We start from the raw sequence: 19788 nt of genomic DNA on the forward strand, positions 1-19788 counted from the left end.
GTGAACTGGGAAGTCAGCCCCGGGGTGGGCTATGCCGCGCTGGCTGCCGTCACGGCAGCAACCCTGCTCATCGGCGCATACGGGCTGCGGATCTCACGCACCACCGGGGACTTCTACGTAGCATCCCGCACGGTGAAGCCGTGGTGGAACGCTTCGGCCATTGGCGGGGAGTACCTTTCGGCGGCAAGTTTCCTGGGCGTGGCCGGGCTGGTGCTGGTCTCCGGAGCGGACGCCCTCTGGTTCCCGATCGGCTACACGGCCGGCTACCTGATGCTGCTGCTGTTCGTCGCCGCTCCGCTGCGCCGCTCCGGCGCCTACACGGTTCCGGACTTCGCCCGTGCCCGGCTGGATTCGCTGCCGGCACGGCGGGTTACCAGCCTGCTCGTGGTGGCGGTGGGCTGGCTCTACATCGTTCCCCAGCTGCACGGCGCCGCCCTGACCGTGGGCCTGACCACCGGGCTGCCGGGCTGGGCGGGATCTGCCGCCGTCGTCGTCATTGTCTGCCTGAGCGTGCTCAGCGGCGGGATGCGCTCCATCACGTTCGTACAGGCTTTCCAGTACTGGCTCAAGTTGGTGGCACTGGCAGTCCCCGTGCTCTTTATCCTGTTCCGGCTGGGAGCCGACGGTGTCTCCTGGACCAACGGCGGCGCCGCGTTTGAGTTTGGGGCGGACGCGGCGGTGGCTGATTCCGTGTACCGCAATGTTTCGCTGAGCATCGCGCTGCTGTGCGGAACCCTGGGCCTGCCGCACGTACTCGTCCGTTTCTACACCAACCCGGACGGTGTATCCGCCCGGCGCACCACGCTGATCGTGCTGGGCCTGCTCTCCGTCTTCTACCTCTTCCCCACGCTCTACGGCATCCTGGGCCGCACGTACCTGCCGGAGCTCGCTGCCCAGGGAAATGCGGACGCGACCGTGCTGCTGCTGCCCGCAGCAGTGTTCGACGGTGCCCTCGGCGACCTGCTGGCGGCGTTCGTCACCGCCGGTGCCTTTGCCGCGTTCCTGTCGACCTCCAGCGGGCTCATTGTTTCGCTGGCGGGGGTAATCAGCCAGGAGTTCTTCCGCGGGAGCATCAGCGGGTTCCGTACCGCCACACTGCTCGCCGGGGCTGTTCCGCTGGGGCTGGCGCTGCTCACGAACACGCAGGCGCTGGCCGGCAGTGTGGGCATGGTGTTCGCCTTCACGGCCTCGACCCTCTGTCCCCTGCTGCTGCTGGGCATCTGGTGGCGCCGCCTGACCGCGGCCGGCGCAGTATCGGGCATGCTCACCGGCGCCGTGCTCTGCGGCGGGGCCATCCTGGCCGGCGGCGTGCTCTCCCTTGGCGGGACGGCGGTCCCGGTTTGGCTGGAACAGCCTGCGGCGTGGACCGTTCCGGCGGCCTTCGCGGTCACGGTCCTGGTATCGCTGCGCGGTCCCGGAGGCATTCCGGCCGGCACCGGCAGGTTCCTCGCCAGGCTGCACACCCCGGAGCGCGTCCTCCGCCCCTGATCCCCTTCCGCCAACACGCCGAGAGGCCAGTTACGGCCCGTTTCAGTGCTGGTACGAGCCGTAACTGGCCTCTCGAAGGCTGGGGACGGGGTTAGTCGATCGCGGCCATCAGCTCGACGACGCGGTCCAGGAACGCGTCAACCTGCGTCTCCTCGTAGCCGGCGTCGCCCTTGGCCTCGCGGAACACGGCGCGGCGGACGACGTCGACGCTCAGCGGGCGGTCGTGCTCAAAATAGCCCAGCAGCTCATTGCAGAGCGCATCCACGTCGCGCACGTTGTAGCTGTGGGCGCGCTTCTTCGTGGGGCGGCGGAACCGCTCCCCCGGTTTGCGGTGCAGGCGGGCGCGCAGCACGGCGGAGGTGCGCCCGATCTGCAGCAGCCAGGCTTCTTCGCCCTTCTCCTGGATCAGGCGGTCGCGCTCACGCTGGGCGAAGACATCTTCCAGCCGGTCCAGGGCGGCGTCGACGGCCTGGGCCTCGTAGCCTCCCTTGGCCGGATCGAATGCCATGGAACGGACGTGGCGGCTGGTGATGACCTTTGCTCCCGGTGTCTCTGAGTTGTAGTAGTTCCGGGCCTTGGTCAGGAAGTCGTCGACCTGGCGGACGTTGTAGCCGTACTCCCTGCGGCTCACACGCTCAAAGGGGGCACTGGCCTGCCTCGCATCGTTCATGTTCAGCTAATCCTTTGGTGTCAAGTCTGTTTCCGCCACGGGATGCGGGACCGTCGAAAATATCTTACGTGTTCGCCGGCCCGGGACCCGGCAGGACTCCCCGGGGAACGCTACATTGCTCCCGGAACCAGCAGCACGGAGAGCAGGAAAACCACCGGGGAGGCAAAGACCACCGAATCCAGGCGGTCCATGGCTCCACCGTGCCCGGGCAGGAGGTTGGACATGTCCTTCACGCCGAGCTCGCGCTTGATCATGGACTCGGAAAAGTCCCCGGCCGTCGCAGCGGCAACCGTAGCCACCGCCAGCACCAGCCCGAACCACCACGGCTGGTCCAGGAAGAGCACCGCGGAGAGAATGCCCACCACGGTGGCGCCGGCGGCAGATCCGCCGAAACCCTCCCATGATTTCTTGGGACTGATCTTCGGGGCCATTGGGTGCTTGCCGAAGATCGCGCCCACCAGGTAGCCGAAGGTGTCATTCGCAACCACCAGCAGCAGCAGGATCGATACGCGGGTCTGTCCCTCGGGTTCACGGAGCAGCAGCAGCGCGAAGCTGAGCAGGAACGGTATCCAGAGGACCACGAAGACCCCGGCGAGGATGCTGCGCAGCGCGTCCTGCGCCGTGTCGATGGTACGCCAGAGCAGTATCGCGATTCCCGTCCCGGCCAGGGCCATGGCCAGCGCCTCGGTGCCGCCGAAATACGCGGCAAGCGGCACGGCGACCGCACCGACCAGGACCGGTACGTGCGGGACCTTGATGCCGCGTACCTCCAGCGCGCGGGAAACCTCCCACACGCCGACGGCAGAGAAACCGGTGGCGATCACTGCGATCGCCACCGGGGAAAACAGCAGGCCCACCAGGAGCGCGCCCAGCAGGACGACGCCGACGGCGATGGCCGCAGGCAGGTTCCGTCCGGCTTTGGAGGGCTTGCGCTGCTTGCTGGTTCGGGCAGCCGCACTGCGGGCCCTGCGGCCGTCGGGAACACTCATGTCCGTGCCCTTCGCTGCCGGGTCTGCCTCAGGAGACGGGGTACCGCCAGCCTGGGTTGAAGGCTGGGATTGGTTCATCAGACCTCGAGCAGCTCGGCTTCCTTGCGCTTAAGCAGCTCATCGATGGAGTCCGTGTGAGCCTTGGTCAGTGCATCCAGGTCCTTTTCGGCCCGGTTTCCGTCGTCTTCGCCGATTTCTCCGTCCTTGACCAGCCGGTCCAGGGCGTCCTTGGCCTTGCGGCGGATGTTGCGCACGGAGACCTTGGCGTCTTCGCCCTTGCCGCGCACGATCTTGACGTATTCCTTGCGGCGGTCCTGGGTCAGTTCCGGCATGATCACGCGGATGACCTTGCCGTCGTTGGACGGGTTGGCACCAACCTCGGAGTCGCTGAGGGCACGCTCAATGGCGCGCAGTGCGGTGACATCGTACGGGGTGATCAGCAGGGTGCGGGCGTCCGGGGTCGCGAAGGAGGCCAGCTGCTGCAGCTGAGTCGGGGAACCGTAGTAGTCCACCAGGACTCTGGAGAAGAGTGCGGGGTTGGCACGGCCGGTACGGATGGTCGAGAAGTCCTCCTTGGCAACCTCCACAGCCTTGTCCATCTTGTCGGCTGCCTCTTTCAAGGTCTCTTCGATCACGGTGTCTCCTCATTGCAGGGATATGCCGGTGCACGAAAAATACCGTGCAGCGGCGAAATTGGGCTCTTCTACCATCCTAACCCGCGCGGCTCCCGCGCCGGCACCTGCGGCGATGCCGATCCGGGTGCAGGGGCGGGAGCCGCGCGGAAGGAGCTCCTAGTTGGAGACGACGGTACCGATCTTCTCGCCGCGGATGGCTCGGGTGACGTTCCCTTCGCCTTCCATTCCGAAGACGACCATGGAGAGGTCGTTGTCCTTGCACATGGTCATGGCCGTCTGGTCCATGACCCGGATGTCCTGGCGGAGGGCGTCGTCGTACGTCAGGGTTTCCAGGCGCTGGGCACTGGGATCCTTGTTCGGGTCAGCGGTGTAGACCCCGTCCACGCCGGACTTTGCCATGAGCACTTCGTCGGCGTGCACTTCCAGGGCACGCTGTGCGGCCACGGTATCGGTGGAGAAGTAGGGCAGCCCGGCCCCGGCGCCAAAAATGACAACCCGGCCCTTTTCGAGGTGCCGGATAGCCCGGCGCGGGATATAGGCCTCGGCAACCTGGCCCATGGTGATGGCGCTCTGCACACGGGTTTCCACCCCGGCCTGCTCCAGGAAGTCCTGCAGGGCGAGGCAGTTCATGACAGTGCCCAGCATGCCCATGTAATCGGCGCGGGATCGGTCCATGCCGCTCTGGGAGAGCTCTGCCCCGCGGAAGAAGTTGCCGCCGCCCACCACGATCGCGGTTTCGACTTCGCCGACGGTTGCCGCGATCTGCTTGGCTACGGAGCGCACGGTCTCCGGATCGACTCCCAGCTTCCCGCCGCCGAACACCTCACCGGAGAGCTTGAGCAGCACGCGGCGGCGCGGAGTGTCGGTTTCTGTCAGGGCGTGGTCCATGATGCCTCCCGGGGCAGTGCTGGTGCGTGAACTTGTCAGCTAATTCAAGGGTAATAAGGGGATTTGGACAGGCAAAAGGGGTGGCCACCTTTCGGTGGCCACCCCCTCTATGCCATCATTTCGCGTCCGCTGTGCGTGCGCGCCGTCTCGGTGCCTTAAGCTCCGACGCGGAAACGGGCGAAAGCGGTCGGCTTGACGCCGGCTTCGTCCAGAACGGTGGCGACGGTCTTCTTGGCGTCCTTGGCGAACGGCTGGTCGAGCAGCACGATCTCCTTGAAGAAACCGGTCAGGCGGCCTTCGACGATCTTCGGCAGTGCAGCTTCGGGCTTGCCTTCGGCGCGTGCGGTCTCGTCAGCGATGCGGCGCTCGTTCTCCACCAGGTCCGCGGGAACTTCGTCGCGGGTCAGGTAGGTGGGAGCGTATGCAGCGGTGTGGACTGCGATGTCGTGGGCTGCGGTGAAGGCAGCGTCACCTTCGCCGTCGACAGCGAACAGTACGCCAACCTGTGCCGGCAGATCCTTGGAGGTCTTGTGCAGGTAGGCATCGACGGTCTTGCCTTCGACGCGTGCCACGCGGCGGACAACAACCTTCTCGCCCAGGATTGCGCCTTCTTCGACAACAACCTCGGACAGCGGCTTGCCGTCAACCTCGTAAGCCAGGAGGGTCTCGGCGTCAGCGGCGCCGGACTCCACGGCTGCGGCCAGGACGCGGTCTGCGAGTTCGATGAACTTGGCGGACTTGGCAACGAAGTCAGTCTCGCAGTTCAGTTCGATCATCACGCCGACGGTGCCGTCGATGACCTTGGCAGCAACCAGGCCCTCGGCGGTGGAACGGCCTTCGCGCTTGGTTGCGCCCTTCAGGCCCTTGATGCGGATGAGCTCCATGGCCTTGTCGGCGTCGCCGTTGGCCTCGTCGAGAGCCTTCTTCACATCCATCATGCCGGCGCCGGTGCGCTCGCGCAGAGCCTTGATATCAGCAGCGGTGTAGTTCGCCATTTGGACTCCAGTCCTCCCGTAATAAAAGTATTGGTGCAGTTCCGCCTGTGCGGCGGGCCGGCGTTCCGGCCCGCCGCACAGGCGAAGGTCCCGCAATGGCAGCTGCTATTGCGCAGCTGCCATCACAGTGAAAATCGAATTACTTTGCTTCTTCGGCGGGAGCTTCGGCGGCGGGAGCCTCCGGAGCAGCCTCAGCGGCCGGAGCCTCAGCAGCGGCTTCAGCGGCCGGAGCAGCTGCGCCTTCGAGCAGTTCGCGCTCCCACTCAGCCAGCGGCTCAGCCGGGGCTTCGGTGTTGCCGGACTTGTTGTGGCGGGCGATGAGGCCCTCGGCAACGGCGTCGGCGATAACGCGGGTCAGCAGGTTGACGGAGCGGATGGCGTCGTCGTTGCCCGGGATCGGGAAGTCGACGTCGTCCGGATCGCAGTTGCTGTCCAGGATGGCAACGACGGGGATGTTCAGCTTCTTGGCCTCGTCGACGGCGAGGTGTTCCTTCTGGGTGTCCACGATCCAGACCACGGACGGAGCCTTGGTCAGGTTGCGGATGCCGCCCAGGTTGGATTCCAGCTTGGTCAGTTCACGCTTGAGGAGCAGCAGCTCCTTCTTGGTGTGGCCTGAGGAAGCAACGTCGTCGAAGTTGATTTCTTCGAGTTCCTTCATGCGCTGGATACGCTTGGCAACGGTCTGGAAGTTGGTCAGCATGCCGCCGAGCCAGCGCTGGTTGACGTAGGGCTGGCCAACACGGGTGGCCTGCTCTGCGATGGCTTCCTGCGCCTGCTTCTTGGTGCCGACGAACAGCACGGTTCCGCCGTGGGCAACGGTGGCCTTGACGAACTCGTATGCACGGTCGATGTAGGACAGCGACTGCTGCAGGTCAATGATGTAGATGCCGTTGCGCTCGGTGAAGATGAAGCGCTTCATCTTCGGGTTCCAGCGGCGGGTCTGGTGACCAAAGTGGACGCCGCTGTCGAGCAGCTGGCGCATGGTAACGACGGGCATGTCGTCACTCCTTCCGGCAGCACGCGGCGCAGTGCGCACGCTTCGATAAGCTGCCAATTGACGGTTAGTTAGTAGCACCCGGCGGGTGCTGCTCCTGGTGCCCATCAGCCTTCCGCCCGGGGGGCGGTTGGCGCGTGTTCCTTTCCGGTGTTGGCCGGACCGCAGGATCACACCCAGTTTTTCCGGTGTGGAAAGCCTGGATAGTTGGGGCACGCGTAGTCAGCCTGAGGCGCGTTGTCCTAATCCCGTCCTGCTCTCGGGGCGGCTCTCCGGTGCGCCAGTGGCGGCAGGAGGGACTTTCCCGGTTGGGCAGGGAGGATCAGCGCGCAGCAAACTGCTTCGTCAAGTGTACTACAGCGGCAGCGGTCTTCCGGCCGCCCGGAGACCACCGCTCCTCCACAGCTGCCGCCCGCCGTCGCGGCAGGCCCAGCGATTCCACCGGCACACCGGCCCGCTCCCCCGCCGGCCGGTCCCGGCGGATGGAATGGGCTGATGGAACTACGTTCACGGGCCGCCCTCACACCCGCACTGGCGGCGCTGGTCCTCGTCTTTGCCGCAGTGCTGCCGGCGGCACCGGGCCTGGCACGCGCTGAGCCCGGCGGTGCATGGAAATGGCCGCTGGATCCTGCTCCGGCGGTGGTCCGCGCTTTCGACAAGCCCCAGCAGCGCTGGCTTCCCGGACACCGCGGGGTGGATCTTGCTGCAGCGGCCGGAGCGGCTGTCATTGCTCCCGCCGGCGGGACGGTCCGCTTCTCCGGGCGGGTAGTGGACCGCGGGGTGGTTACCATCGACCACGGCGGCGGATTTCTCAGCAGCTTCGAACCGGTGGCAGGCGAACTGTCCGCCGGTGACCAGGTCCGGCAGGGGCAGCGCATAGGAGTCATTGAAGAGCGGGAAGGTTCCGGGCCGGAAAACGGAAAGCCACACTGCCCCGGCAGTTGCCTGCATTGGGGCGTGCGGCTGGACGGGGACTACGTGGACCCGCTGGGTTTCCTGCTGGACCGGCGTCCGAGCGTGCTGCTCCCGCTCGGCGCCGGTCCCGCAGGAAGGCCGGAGAAAACGGGACGCCTAGACGAAGGCGGCTATTCCGGTAATGGCGCGGCCGGTGACGAGCGTGTTGATTTCGTAGGTGCCCTCGTAGGAGTAAATGGCCTCGGCGTCGGCGAAGACCTTCGCCATTCCGTAATCAGTCACGATTCCGTTGCCGCCAAGGATGCTGCGTCCCAGCGCCACCGATTCCCGCATCCGGGAGGTGGTGAAGGCCTTCGCGAGGGCTGACTGCTCGTCCTTGGCGCGGCCCTCATCTTCAAGCTGAGCCAGCCGGACCATCATGCCCATGGAGCTGACGGTGTTGCCCAGGATCTGCACCAGCTGCTCCTGGACCAGCTGGAAGGAGGCCAGCGGCTTGCCGAACTGCTGGCGTTCCACGGCGTAGCGGCGTGCCACGTCGAAAGCTGCCATCTGCTGCCCCACAGCCTGCCAGGCCACGGCCAGGCGGGTGACCTTGAGGACCTTGTTGGTGTCACGGAAGCTGTTCGCTCCCTTGAGGTGGAAGTCGTCGCTGACCACAACGTTGTCCAGCACGATGTCTGCGTTCTGGACGGTGCGCAGTGCGATCTTGTTCTCGATCTTGGTGGCGGAGTATCCCTCGGTCCTGGTGTCCACAAGGAATCCCTTGACCTGGTTGTCGGCCTCGTCGCGGGCGTAGATGACAACCCAGTCGGAGAAGGTGGCGTTGCCGATCCAGCGCTTGGCGCCGTTCAGGATCCAGTTGTCCCCTTCGCGGCGCGCGGTGGTCCGGGTTCCTCCGGCCACGTCGGAGCCGCCCAGCGGCTCGGTCAGGCCGAAGGCGCCGATCTTCTTCAGGGAGTAGATGTCCGGAAGCCAGGCTTCCTTCTGCTCCTCGGACGCCAGTGCTTCGATCGAGCCGGTAAACAGTCCGTCGTGCACTCCCATGAAGGTTGCGAAGGATGTGTCTGCGCGGGTGAACTCTGCGTGGCACAGTCCGGCGAACAGGTTGGAGTAGCCCTGGCGGTAGACCGGTGACACAACGTCCAGCTCGGCCAGCTTGGGAATCATGTGGGTCGGGAAGGTACCGGCGTTCCACCAGTCGTTGGCATACGGCTTCACTTCAGCCGTCAGCCAGGACCGGACCTCGTGAAGGCGGTCGCGCTCCTTGTCGCTGAGCAGGTCCTCAAATGCGTAGAAGTCGCCGTCCGCGTAGGGGAGGTTATCGACGTCGATAGTTGCCATGGAATGTCCTTCGCTGATCCAGTCTGATCCGGGCCGTGAAGCCGGCTGACCCTTATGTTACTCGCCAGTAACATCGGGCACAATCCCCCCCAATGGAACGAGGCGGACGGGCGGACGGGCGCCGGCGGAAGGAGCGCAGCAGAAACAAAAACACCCCGGTCCGAAGACCGGGGTGCTGATCGGTGCCGTGCCGCCGTCACTGGAAGGCGGTGCACCGGGCGGGTAGGGCTGGTGGGGCTTGAACCCACGACCCACGGATTATGAGTCCGCTGCTCTGACCGGCTGAGCTACAGCCCCGCGTACTGCCGCGGGGTTTCCCCAAAGGCAGTAGGAACATCCTAATCGGCTGCAGCCCCGGGCACCGAATCCAGCGATGCCCGGGGTGCGGCTGGGATTAGCTGGGACTCTCGGTCTGGTAAAGCTTCTCGAACGTGGCCAGTGTGCCTTCAAGGCTGTGCGAATCCACCATCGCACGGCTGTGCTGGCCCATCTTCACGCGCTCGGCCTCGGGCAGTTCCAGGATTTCGGTGATCCGGCCGGCAACTTCGGTGCTGTTGCCGGGTTCGAACAGGAAGCCGTTCCGGCCCTGTTCCACCAGGTGGGGCAGGGCCATGGCGTTGGCCAGCAGCACCGGAGTGGAAGCAGACATCGCTTCAAGCGTCACCAGGGACTGCAGTTCGGCGGTCCCGGGCATGCAGAAGATGTCTGCGCGCAGGTAGGCCTCGCGCAGTTCCTCATCGCTGACCAGGCCGCGGAACGCCACCCGGTCTTCGATTCCCAGCTGTTTGGACAGGGCGATGAGGGTCGGCTTGACCTCTCCTCCACCAACGATCTCAGCGTGGACGTTCAGTTCCCGCGGGGTCTTGGCAACGGCGTTGATCAGCACGTCAACATGCTTCTCTTCGGCCAGGCGGCCCACGAACAGCACAGTGGGATGGTCCGGACGGTCAACCGATTCACCGGTGCGGAGTTCGTAGGTGGACGCGTCGATTCCGTTGGACAGCGGCATGACGTCCGGGAGGCGTGCGTACTTGACCATGGCCTTGGCGGCCAGCGGGGTCGGCGTCGTCACGACGGCCGCCTTGCCCATGACCTTGCCCATGTCCCGCCAGGAGTTCCGGGCAACAATACGCTTGAACCACTTGGGGAACGGCAGGAACGGATCCAGGTTCTCAGGCATGAAGTGGTTGGTGGCTATCACCCGGATGCCGCGCTTGCGGGCCGCGTAGAGGGTGTATTCGCCAACCATGTAGTGGCACTGGATGTGCACGACGTCGGGCTTGACCTTGTCCAGCAGCATCGAGATGTGCTTCTTGATTTCCCACGGAAGGCAGATGCGCCAGTACTCGTGTGTCGGCACCCCGTGCGAGCGGAGGCGGTGCACGGTCCAGGGACCGTCTGTCTCAGAGTGGGCGGGCCCGCTCTCCGGGCTGGGTGCCAGCACGTGCACGTTGTGGCCTCGTCCGTGCATTCCCTGCGCCAGGCGGAAGCCGAACTGGGCGGCGCCGTTGAGGTGGGGCGGGTAGGTGTCGCAGGCGATCAGGATGGTCAGCGGTTTGTCTGCCGGTTCCTCGGTCACGTAAGAAGTCCTCTATTGGTGTTGTGGCGGTCGGGCCATACGGTATCAGGGCTTGCGGGTGGCCCCGGTCCGGGTGGACGCGGGCTTTTGCCGCCGCTTGTTCATTGCCCGGCGCTTTATGACGTCCGGGTGGTAGCGGGACAAAGCGACCACCCCAACAATAGCAATCACAGCGCAGACGCCCATCGCGACTCCCAGTACGGCGGGGACATCGGGGCGAAGTTCGTTCAGCACGCCGATTCCAATGGCGATGCCCACCATCGGATCGATCACGGTCAGGCCCGCGATGACCAGGTCGGGCGGGCCGCTCGAATAGGCACTCTGCACGAACCAGGCGCCCAGCCCGCCCGCAACGGCGATGCCCACAATGGTGTACCAGGGGACGTTGAGCAGGAACCGGCCGTTGGGATCCAGCAGGTCGGCGGCGATGGTCTTGGTCAGCACTGCAACGAAGCCAAAGAGGATGCCTGCTCCGAGGATGTGTGCGATCGCCCCGAGCCGCTTGCCGAAGACGAGGTTCAGCATGCCGAAGAACGCGACGACGACGGCGAGGATCAGGACGATCACGATCTCCTGCCGCGGCTCAACCACCGCCTCGCTCCTGGTCGCTCCCACTGCGAGCAGCACAAAGAGCATGCTGCCGAGCACGCACGCCACAATTGAAACCACAGTCACCCGGTTCAGGCGCAGGCCCTGGTCGCGGGAATTCACTATGGTCGTGATGACCAGGGCGAGGGACCCGATGGGCTGCACAACCGTCAGCGGAGCCATCGCCAGGGCAGCGACGTTCAGGGCAGTTCCGGTTCCCAGCAGCAGGAGGCCGAAGAGCCACCGCGGGTTGCGCAGCAGGCGTCCGAGGCCGGCGGAATTAAGGCTGAGCCCGCCGGTATCCGCGCTGACCGCGCTCCCCTGGCGCTGGGCACCAAAGGCGAGGAAGACGGCGCTGGCAAGCGCACAGGCGATCGCGACGGCGGTCATGGCGGAGGCGTCCCCCGCCCGGGCCTAGGAACCATGGGCGTCCCCGGCCGTCGCGAGCTGCCGCCGGTGCTTCTGCCAGGAGGCCCGGAGGTAGCCAAAGAAGGCCGCGATGTGGCCTATGCAGCCAAGGACCAGAACCGTGTTGCCGGCAATGACCAGCCACTCATAATCGAAGCCCGGAACTTTCTGGAGCAGCAGCATCGGCGCACCAACGAGCAGCAGCGCCGTCCGGATCTTGCCGATGTTGCTTACCGGGAGATTGGGACTGCCGCGGAACAGGATCAGTGAATTGATGATCAGGATGATGTCCGGGATGACGATTGCCCAGATAAACCAGCCCGGCGCGATCCGGTCCACAACGAAAACGGTGGCAACGATGATCAGGGCCAGCCGGTCCGCTACTGGATCCAGCCATTTCCCGGCCGCTGAAACCTGGTCCAGGCGGCGCGCAAGATAGCCGTCCACCCAGTCCGTGGAACCCACGATGACCAGCGTGATGAACGCTGCCCCGTAGTTGTCCTGCACGATCAGCCAGACAAACAGCGGTACGCCCAAGAACCGCAGGATGGTGATCAGGTTGGGGATCGTCCAGAAGGTTTCCAGGACCCGCTCGCCCCGGCCCGGTCGTGTCCCGGCGCCGATGAGCCTGATCACTGCTGAACTCCTTCTGCCTTCCTTATCAAGGCGTTATTTTCGCAGGAGCCTGCGCAGCAGGATCCCCATGGCCAGCAGGGAGGCACCAAGCACCGCAAGGGGCTGCTTGCGTTCGCGGAACATGGCACCGACTTCGTCTGCCATGCCCTCGCCCTGCCGGGCGCCGGATCCGGCCGTACCGTTCCGGCGGTCTGCCGCGCGGCGGGCCTTGAGGTCCGCCATCTGCTTCTTGACGTCTGCTTTCTCGCCCAGTCCGTCGCGGACGGCGGCAATGTGTTCGCGGCGCTGGCGCAGCCGGATCCGCAGTTCCTCGGGGGTCGGCTTCTGCACTGCGTCCTCGGGCTTTTCCTGCTTGCCGTCTTCGGGCTTCTTTTCCTTGGGCTTCGCATCAAGGGTTGAGGGATCGAAGCTGCGGCCTTCCTTGAGCACACCGAGGTCGTAGCGGATGCCGCGGAGGGCGTCCTCGGGCAGCAGCGGCATGGTCTTCTTGAACCGGTTCACGCCCACCAGGGCAGCGACAGCGGCAATGATCAGGAACAGTGCGGCGACCAGCAGGGCTGCCAGCCAGGCCGGCATGACGGTGGCGAGGCCCAGGATGGCAGCGGCAATCAGTGCCACGCCCAGGGCGGCAAGGAAGAGAAGCGCGACGACGAGGAAAGCGGCAGCGACGCCGGCCTTGATCCCCTTCTGCTTCATCTCCGCCAGGGCCAGGGACAGTTCGTCGCTGACCTGGCGCGGCAGCAGCCGCGCCATCACCTTGGTAAGTCCAGCGAGGGAGGAGCTTCCGTTAGCCCGCTGGGTCCTGGTGCTTGCGGAGCTGTTCATCGGCTCTGCCTCCGTCTGCTCATTACTGTTCGCCGTTGCCATTACCCAAAATTACCATTCTCCTCAGGATTCACTAGCCGATGCCCAGCCGCCCCAGCACCATCAGTCACAGTTTGTCCCGGTTCTCCTCCAGCTCCCGACCGGAGAGTTCGGGAAGCCGGGTCTTGACGAACCAGAAGGACACCACGGCGAAGATCGTAAAGATGGCGTACATGATCCACAACCCGAAGTTCTCGCTGACCCAGGGGAAGGAGAGCGTGACGATGAAATTGAAGATCCAGTTCACCATGGTGCTCAGGCCCAGGGCGAGCGACCGGATGTTGTTGGGGAAGATCTCTCCCAGCGTCACCCACATGACCGGTCCCCAGGTCGCAGCGAAGAACACGACGAAGAGGTTGGCGCCGATCAGCGCGATGGCTCCCCAGGGCTGGGGCAGCACGATTTCCCCGCTGCTGTTGTCCGCCTGGAAGAAGGACACGGTAGCCGCCAGCAGGCCGATGAACATGCCGATGGAACCGGTCATGAGCAGTTTCCGCCGGCCCACCCGGTCCACGAACGCGATTGCGACAATGGTCATCAGCACGTTCACCACGGAAGTGATGACCGACGTCGTGAAGGAGTCCGATTCGCTGAAGCCAACCGACTGCCACAGCGTGGTGGAGTAGTAGAAGATCGCGTTGATGCCGACCAGCTGCTGCAGGGCGGCAATGGACATGCCGACCCACAGGATGGGTTTGAGCCCGAGCATGGTTCCGCGCAGGTCCGCGTAGGTGGCGCGTTCTTCGTTTTCGAAGCTTTCCCGGATCTCGCTGATCTTCTTGTCCGTGTCGCGGACCCCGGTGATGTCCCGCAGCACCCTGGCCGCTTCCTCGTCGCGGTTCTTCCGCACCAGGTACTGCGGGGATTCGGGGATTGTCAGGGCCAGGATCCCGTACACGATGGCCGGAGCGACGCCCACCAGGAGCATCCACCGCCACGCGGCCATGCCCCACCAGAGTTCGTTGAAGGCGCTGCCGGCCGCGCTCGCGAGCCAGGCATCGGAGAGCAGGGCGGCGAAAATACCGATGGTAATGGCCAGCTGCTGCACGGAGCCCAGCGCGCCGCGCCATTTCGCCGGTGCAACTTCGGCGATGTATCCGGGAGCGATGACCGACGCCGTACCGATAGCCAAGCCGCCGATCAGCCGCCACAGCATCAGGTCCCAGACACTGAACGCCCAGGCCGATCCGACTGAGTTGGCGGCAAAGAGGATGGCTGCAGTGACCATGACGGTCTTGCGGCCAAGCCGGTCCGCCAGCTGGCCGGCGAACCACGCGCCAATCGCGCAGCCCAGCAGCGTGATGGCGACCGTGAAGCCCAGGACGCCTGCACTGAGCGAGAATTCGCCGCCGATCGCGTCCACGGCTCCGTTGATGACGGCAGTATCAAAGCCGAAAAGCAGGCCGCCGACGGCGGCCGCCACGGTAACGGCAATGACCTTCGCCGGATGCGACACACTTCCGGTGCTTCCCTGGCTAGGGCCTGTCTGGCTGGCGCCCATCGGTTCCTCGGCTTTCCTAATACTGGGAAATAACCAATAAAGCCTACTCCAACACTAAGCATGCTTTAGGTGGCTGGGAACTGCGGCAGCGTGATTCAGGGCTTTGGGGAAAGGCCCGGTGTGTGTTCCCCGTGCACGGCACGAAGAACGCACGCCTGGCCCAAGCCGGACCGGGGCGCCTCCCCCGCCCGGTCTAGCCAGCCGCGGCGGCGACTGCGGAAGCCACCGCGGGTGCCACCCGGGGGTCGAGGGGGCTGGGCACTATGTGGCCGGCGTCCAGGTCACTGCCCACGAGGTCCGCGATGGCACGGGCTGCGGCAACCTTCATGGCAGGGGTAATGCGCCGCGCACCGCTGTCCAGTGCTCCGCGGAAGACTCCGGGGAAGGCGAGGACGTTGTTGATCTGGTTGGGGAAGTCGCTGCGGCCGGTAGCGACAACGGCGGCATAGCGGGCAGCGATGTCCGGGTGAACTTCGGGATCGGGGTTGGAAAGGGCAAAGATGACCGCTTCCGGGGCCATCGTGGCCAGGATTTCTTCCGGTACGGTGCCGGAGGAAACCCCGATGAAGACGTCCGCGCCTGCCAGGGCCTCGGCCGGACCGCCTTCGAGGCCGCGCGGATTCGTGCGGGCAGCGAGTTCTCCCTTGACGCCGCCCAGTGCGCGCCCGGAGGAGATGATCCCGCGCGAGTCCAGGACAACGACGTCGTCCACCCCGGCCTCCAGGAGGATATTGGCGCAGGCAACCCCGGCGGCTCCCGCTCCGGAGATCACCACCCGGAGGTCTGCCATCCCGCGGCCGGTGACCCGGGCGGCGTTGGTCAGCGCGGCAAGCACCACGATCGCGGTGCCGTGCTGGTCATCATGCATCACCGGGCAGTCCAGCGCTTCAATGAGGCGCTGTTCAAGTTCGAAGCAGCGCGGCGCGGCGATGTCCTCGAGGTTCACCGCGCCGAAGCTGGGACGCAGCCGCACCAGGGTCTCGATGATCTCGTCCACGTCCGTGGTGTCCAGCACCAGCGGGATGGAGTTCAGGCCGCCGAAGGTCTTGAAGAGCGCCGATTTGCCCTCCATGACCGGCAGGGAGGCTGCAGCACCGATGTTACCCAGCCCCAGGACGGCGGTTCCGTCGCTGACCACGGCTACCAGCCGGGACGCCCAGGTATGGGTGGCTGCCAGCTGCGGATCGGCGGCGATTCCCCGGCTTACCTGGGCCACGCCCGGGGTGTAGGCCACGGAGAGCGCGCGGGTTGAATCCAGTGGCTGCGTGGTTTCGACGGAAAGCTTCCCGCCTTCATGGAAGGCAAAGATTTCCTGCTGGCTGATGGCTGCGGGTGCGGCGGTAGAGGTCATGGCTGTACTCCTGATGACGGAAGAGAAGAGGACCGCGGCTGAGGTTCCCGCTGGATCAGCGGCCTCGTGTGCGCGGTTACGCGGCGGAACAGTACGGTTCCGGCATGGGCATCAGGATAGGTACGCCCCTGGCGCCTGCGGCACCGGATTGTTGTGGGTCCAGTGCTCTTTGCGGCGGCAGATCCCCAGTGTAGCCACGCCCGGCGCGGATTCCGCAAACCGGGCGGCGGGTGTGGCGCGGCCGGGACACCGGGACGCCGCTCCGGAAACCGGCCGGCAGCACGAAAGCACGAAGGCCCGTAACAGCAGTTACGGGCCTTCGGCAGTTGCTCCCCCGACTGGACTCGAACCAGTAACCCTTCGATTAACAGTCGAATGCTCTGCCAATTGAGCTACGGGGGAAAGCGGCGACAATCAGTCTACACCGAACAGGCAGCTGCCACCGACCGCCTGTCCTGCCTTCCCGCTTTCGGAGACCGACGCAGGAAGAAGGCTCCTGACCTGTTTTTATACAGGTCAGGAGCCCATTTGCTCCCCCGACTGGACTCGAACCAGTAACCCTTCGATTAACAGTCGAATGCTCTGCCAATTGAGCTACGGGGGAAAGCGCGACTATTACTTTACAGACGAAGCGCGCAGAAACGAAATCCGCGTCTCACTGCATCTCGCGCAGGGCACGGCGCTGCATTTCAAGCTCCATCAGCTCGCGGTTGAGCTGCTGGAACAGGGCCGGATCCGCGTTGGGATCCAGCCGCTGCAGCTGGCCGAGCTTCTCTGCCTTCAGGTGCGTCACCTGCAGTTCGAAAAGCCGGTTAAGGATGTCGCGGCAGTACATGGCCAGTGCATCCGCGTCGCGTGCCGGAATGGGGGTGACAGCCAGTTCGCTGACAAAACCGCGCAGCGCGTCCGGCAGCTCCTGGCGGACCTGCTCCACCCAGGCAGCCGCTGAGGCAGGTACGTCTCCGGCGGCCCGCACGGCGTTGTGCACGGCAACGTACGCCGGCACGGTGAACCGCGCTGCCTTGAACCGCTCCCACTGCCCGGCGTCCAGGAGTCCGGGCTGCTGGAGCACGACTTCAAGCGCCTGGCGCTCCATTCTTGCTGCAGGGTCGTTGGGATCCGGGCGGGTGAAGGACTGGGTTTCCGGTACGGCGCCCTGCGGAGTCCCGCCGCGGCCGGCGTCATGCCCGGCATGCGGCTGGCCCTGCTGGCCGTGCTGTCCGGACTGGCCGTGCATTCCCTGCTGGTTTTTCTGCTGCTGCGGGCTGTTCGGATCCCGGGCCTCGCGCTGGCGCTTGGCTGCTGCGTTGACGGCGCGCAGGACGTCGTCAACTTCGCTGCCCAGCCATCCGGCAAGCTCCCGTGCATAGGCGGGGCGCATAGCAGAGTCACGGATCTCGGCCACCACGGGAGCGGCCGCCCTGAGGGCTGAGATGCGTCCCTCCACGGTGTTCAGGTCGAACTTGGCCAGGGTGGAGCGGATCGCGAATTCGAAGAGCGGGCGGCGGGAACGGATCAGCTCGGCAACCGCCGTGTCGCCCTTCTGCTGGCGGATGTCGCAGGGATCCATTCCGTTGGGGTCAACGGCCACGAAGGTCTGGGCGTTGAAGCGCTGGTCTTCCTCGAACGCGCGCAGTGCCGCCTTCTGTCCGGCGGCATCGCCGTCGAACGTAAAGATGACCTCTCCCCCGGTGCCGTCGTCGGAAAGCAGCCGGCGGGCAATCTTGATGTGGTCGGTGCCGAAGGCGGTGCCGCAGGTCGCGACGGCGGTGGTGATCCCGGCCAGGTGGCAGGCCATGACGTCCGTGTAGCCTTCCACCACTACCAGCTGCCGGTCCTTGGCGATGGAACGCTTGGCCAGATCGATCCCGTAGAGCACCTGGGACTTCTTATAGAGCGGGGTTTCGGGCGTGTTCAGGTACTTGGGACCCTGGTCGTCCTCGTAAAGCTTGCGGGCGCCGAAGCCGATGGTCGCACCCGTGAGGTCCCGGATGGGCCAGATGAGCCGGCCGCGGAACCGGTCGTAGAAGCGGGAGGCATCCTGTCCGGTGGAGAACATGCCGGTCTGGGCCAGTTCCTCCCGGGTGAAGCCACGGCCCGTGAGGTGCTTGAGCAGGGAATCCCAGCCCTGCGGTGCGTAACCGACGCCGAAGTGCTCCGCGGCGGCCGGATCGAAGCCGCGTTCGGCCAGGAAACTGCGGGCTGCGGCAGCTCCCGGGATGAGCAGCTGCTCCCGGAAGAACTCTGCGGCAACCTTGTGGGCGTCCAGCAGGCGCTGGCGCTTGCCGACGTCCTCGCGGCGCGGGCCGGTGCCGCCGTCTTCATAGTGCAGTTCGTAGCCCAGCCGGGACGCGAGTTTTTCCACCGTCTCGGAGAACGTGCCGTGGTCCATCTTCTGCACGAAAGAGATCACGTCGCCGCTCTCCCCGCAGCCGAAGCAGTGGTAGGTGCCTACCTGGGGCCGGACGTGGAAGGACGGGGAGCGTTCGTCGTGGAAGGGGCACAGCCCCTTGAACGAACCGATGCCGGCGGACTTGAGCGTGACATACCCGTCCACTACCGCCTTGATGTCGGTGCGGGAGCGTACTTCATCAATGTCTTCGCGTTTAATCAGGCCGGCCATGGTTCTACCTTATTCCCCGGCACCAAACCCGGATTCCTACCAGAGGGCCGGAACCGGGCCCACCAGGCGTTCGTGCAGGGCCAGCGCGGAGCCGTCCGTGAGCGAGGCCACCTGGTCGATGACCACGCGGAGCCTGGCGCCGTCGTCGGCAGCTTCCCGCCAGTCCGCAGCGAACATCGGTTCGAGGTGGCGGTCGCCTGTGGCGGAGAGCTGGGCAACCAGGTTGGTGAGGACCTCGCGCTGGCGCTCGTAGAGCGGCTGGCGCTGGTCCGTGGTCATCACGAAGGTTGTGGCCAGGCCCTTCATTACGGCGATTTCGAGCTGGGTTTCCTCCGGCACCACCATCTCCGCGTTGTAGCGGGTCAGCGGGTCCGGCCCGTAGATCTCCCGGGTGGCGTCCATGGCGCTGGAACAGAAGCGGCCGATCAGCTGGCTGGTCATGTCCTTCAGCGCCGCCATCGAACGGCGGCTGCCGTCGGCTTCGCGGACCCAGACGCCTTCGGCTTCCAGCCGGGCGAGGGCGGCGTCGACTGCGGCGGGATCAGCGGTGGGCACGTACCACTGCTGGGTGTAGCCGATCACCCGGGCGCGCTGGTCTGGGTTGTCCAGCCACTTGAGCTGCACGTGTCCGGCGACGATCGCGTCTTCGACGTCGTGCACGGAGTAGGAAATGTCATCGGCCAGGTCCATGACCTGCGCTTCCAGGCAGGACCGGCCCACCGGGGCACCGTCACGCAGCCAGGTGAAGACCGGCAGGTCATCCTCGTACACGCCGAACTTGGTGGTGCGGTGGCCGTTGACCAGCGGGGCGTCGACGGCGGACCACGGGTACTTGCAGGAAGCATCCAGGCTGGCCCGGGTCAGGTTCAGGCCGGCCGGCGACCCGTCCGGCGCGATGATCTTCGGTTCCAGCCGGGTCAGCAGCCGCAGGGTCTGTGCGTTGCCCTCGAACCCGCCGATCGCGTGCGCGATGTCGTTCAGCGCCGTCTCGCCGTTGTGCCCGAACGGCGGATGCCCCAGGTCGTGCGAGAGGCAGGCGGCATCAACGACGTCGGGATCGCAGCCCAGCGCGTTGCCCAGTTCGCGTCCCACCTGCGCGACCTCGAGGCTGTGGGTGAGCCGGGTCCGGACAAAGTCGTCGGTGTCCGGAGCCACAACCTGCGTCTTGGCGCCGAGCCGCCGCAGGGCCGAGGAATGCAGTACCCGGGCGCGGTCGCGGCCGAACTGGGTCCGGTGCGTGCTCTTGGCCGGTTCGGTTACCCAGCGCGCCAGATCGACGTCCGTGTAGCCGGCGGTACGGAAAACCTGCGGAAGGGTCATGTG

The 19788-nt window shown here is 65.6% G+C and carries 16 protein-coding genes, 3 tRNA genes and 1 pseudogene; 2 read left to right on the plus strand and 18 right to left on the minus strand.

Features of this window, described 5'->3' with window-relative positions; genetic code table 11:
• Complete coding sequence (locus NGB94_RS13000; protein ID WP_325791084.1) at nt 1–1488, plus strand: cation acetate symporter; 1488 nt, start codon at nt 1–3, stop codon at nt 1486–1488.
• A 91-nt stretch (nt 1489–1579) separates the two neighbouring features.
• On the opposite strand, the gene NGB94_RS13005 is transcribed toward NGB94_RS13000, so the two are convergent.
• The 6 genes from NGB94_RS13005 to rpsB form a co-directional block, all read right to left on the minus strand.
• Nucleotides 1580–2158 carry a DivIVA domain-containing protein gene (locus NGB94_RS13005; RefSeq protein ID WP_418910654.1) on the minus strand — a complete coding sequence of 193 codons (579 nt, stop codon included), beginning with the start codon at nt 2156–2158 and terminating at the stop codon, nt 1580–1582.
• 110 nt (nt 2159–2268) lie between these two features.
• Nucleotides 2269–3225, minus strand: a complete 957-nt coding sequence (locus NGB94_RS13010) for a phosphatidate cytidylyltransferase (RefSeq protein ID WP_325791085.1) — start codon at nt 3223–3225, stop codon at nt 2269–2271.
• On the minus strand, nt 3225–3782 hold the full coding sequence (gene frr, locus NGB94_RS13015; RefSeq protein ID WP_055240405.1) for a ribosome recycling factor: 558 nt from the start codon (nt 3780–3782) through the stop codon (nt 3225–3227). Before frr ends, NGB94_RS13010 begins: the two co-directional genes overlap by 1 nt.
• 156 nt (nt 3783–3938) lie before the next feature.
• Entirely contained in the window at nt 3939–4670 is a 732-nt protein-coding gene (gene pyrH / locus NGB94_RS13020) for a UMP kinase (protein ID WP_325791087.1), read from the minus strand.
• Nucleotides 4671–4825: 155 nt separating this feature from the next.
• Entirely contained in the window at nt 4826–5665 is an 840-nt protein-coding gene (gene tsf, locus NGB94_RS13025; protein WP_325791088.1) for a translation elongation factor Ts, read from the minus strand.
• A gap of 139 nt (nt 5666–5804) precedes the next feature.
• Nucleotides 5805–6662, minus strand: coding sequence for a 30S ribosomal protein S2 (rpsB, locus tag NGB94_RS13030; protein WP_055240402.1), 858 nt, complete (start codon nt 6660–6662; stop codon nt 5805–5807).
• A 492-nt stretch (nt 6663–7154) separates the two neighbouring features.
• Between rpsB and NGB94_RS13035 the strand changes: the two are divergent.
• Nucleotides 7155–7586 (plus strand): annotated as a pseudogene (locus tag NGB94_RS13035) (peptidoglycan DD-metalloendopeptidase family protein); the annotation flags it as partial.
• A gap of 144 nt (nt 7587–7730) precedes the next feature.
• On the opposite strand, the gene NGB94_RS13040 reads toward NGB94_RS13035, so the two are convergent.
• The 12 genes from NGB94_RS13040 to NGB94_RS13095 all read right to left on the minus strand — a co-directional run bounded on the left by NGB94_RS13040 (nt 7731) and on the right by NGB94_RS13095 (nt 19785).
• Nucleotides 7731–8915, minus strand: coding sequence for an acyl-CoA dehydrogenase family protein (locus NGB94_RS13040; protein ID WP_325791089.1), 1185 nt, complete (start codon nt 8913–8915; stop codon nt 7731–7733).
• A gap of 223 nt (nt 8916–9138) precedes the next feature.
• Nucleotides 9139–9212: transfer RNA gene (locus tag NGB94_RS13045), tRNA-Ile, on the minus strand.
• A gap of 97 nt (nt 9213–9309) precedes the next feature.
• Nucleotides 9310–10494: a glycosyltransferase gene (locus NGB94_RS13050; protein ID WP_325791090.1), complete on the minus strand. Its 1185-nt coding sequence runs from the start codon at nt 10492–10494 to the stop codon at nt 9310–9312.
• 45 nt (nt 10495–10539) lie between these two features.
• On the minus strand, nt 10540–11472 hold the full coding sequence (locus tag NGB94_RS13055; RefSeq protein WP_325791091.1) for a DMT family transporter: 933 nt from the start codon (nt 11470–11472) through the stop codon (nt 10540–10542).
• A gap of 24 nt (nt 11473–11496) precedes the next feature.
• Nucleotides 11497–12126 carry a CDP-alcohol phosphatidyltransferase family protein gene (locus NGB94_RS13060; RefSeq protein ID WP_325791092.1) on the minus strand — a complete coding sequence of 210 codons (630 nt, stop codon included), beginning with the start codon at nt 12124–12126 and terminating at the stop codon, nt 11497–11499.
• A gap of 33 nt (nt 12127–12159) precedes the next feature.
• Entirely contained in the window at nt 12160–12993 is an 834-nt protein-coding gene (locus NGB94_RS13065; protein ID WP_325791093.1) for a phage holin family protein, read from the minus strand.
• Between the two features lie 64 nt (nt 12994–13057).
• On the minus strand, nt 13058–14446 hold the full coding sequence (locus NGB94_RS13070) for a sugar porter family MFS transporter (protein WP_325791094.1): 1389 nt from the start codon (nt 14444–14446) through the stop codon (nt 13058–13060).
• Nucleotides 14447–14684: 238 nt separating this feature from the next.
• Complete coding sequence (locus tag NGB94_RS13075) at nt 14685–15842, minus strand: NADP-dependent malic enzyme (protein WP_325791095.1); 1158 nt, start codon at nt 15840–15842, stop codon at nt 14685–14687.
• A gap of 329 nt (nt 15843–16171) precedes the next feature.
• A tRNA-Asn gene (locus NGB94_RS13080) sits at nt 16172–16244 on the minus strand.
• Between the two features lie 129 nt (nt 16245–16373).
• A tRNA-Asn gene (locus NGB94_RS13085) sits at nt 16374–16446 on the minus strand.
• A 51-nt stretch (nt 16447–16497) separates the two neighbouring features.
• The gene (gene dnaG / locus NGB94_RS13090) at nt 16498–18465 is read right to left on the minus strand and encodes a DNA primase (RefSeq protein WP_325791096.1); all 1968 of its coding nucleotides are present in this window, start codon (nt 18463–18465) and stop codon (nt 16498–16500) included.
• Between the two features lie 36 nt (nt 18466–18501).
• Nucleotides 18502–19785, minus strand: a complete 1284-nt coding sequence (locus tag NGB94_RS13095; protein WP_325791097.1) for a deoxyguanosinetriphosphate triphosphohydrolase — start codon at nt 19783–19785, stop codon at nt 18502–18504.
• Between the last annotated feature and the right edge of the window lie 3 nt (nt 19786–19788).

It is taken from the genome of Arthrobacter koreensis (genome assembly GCF_035792275.1).
GTDB classification, from domain to species: domain Bacteria; phylum Actinomycetota; class Actinomycetes; order Actinomycetales; family Micrococcaceae; genus Arthrobacter_B; species Arthrobacter_B koreensis_A.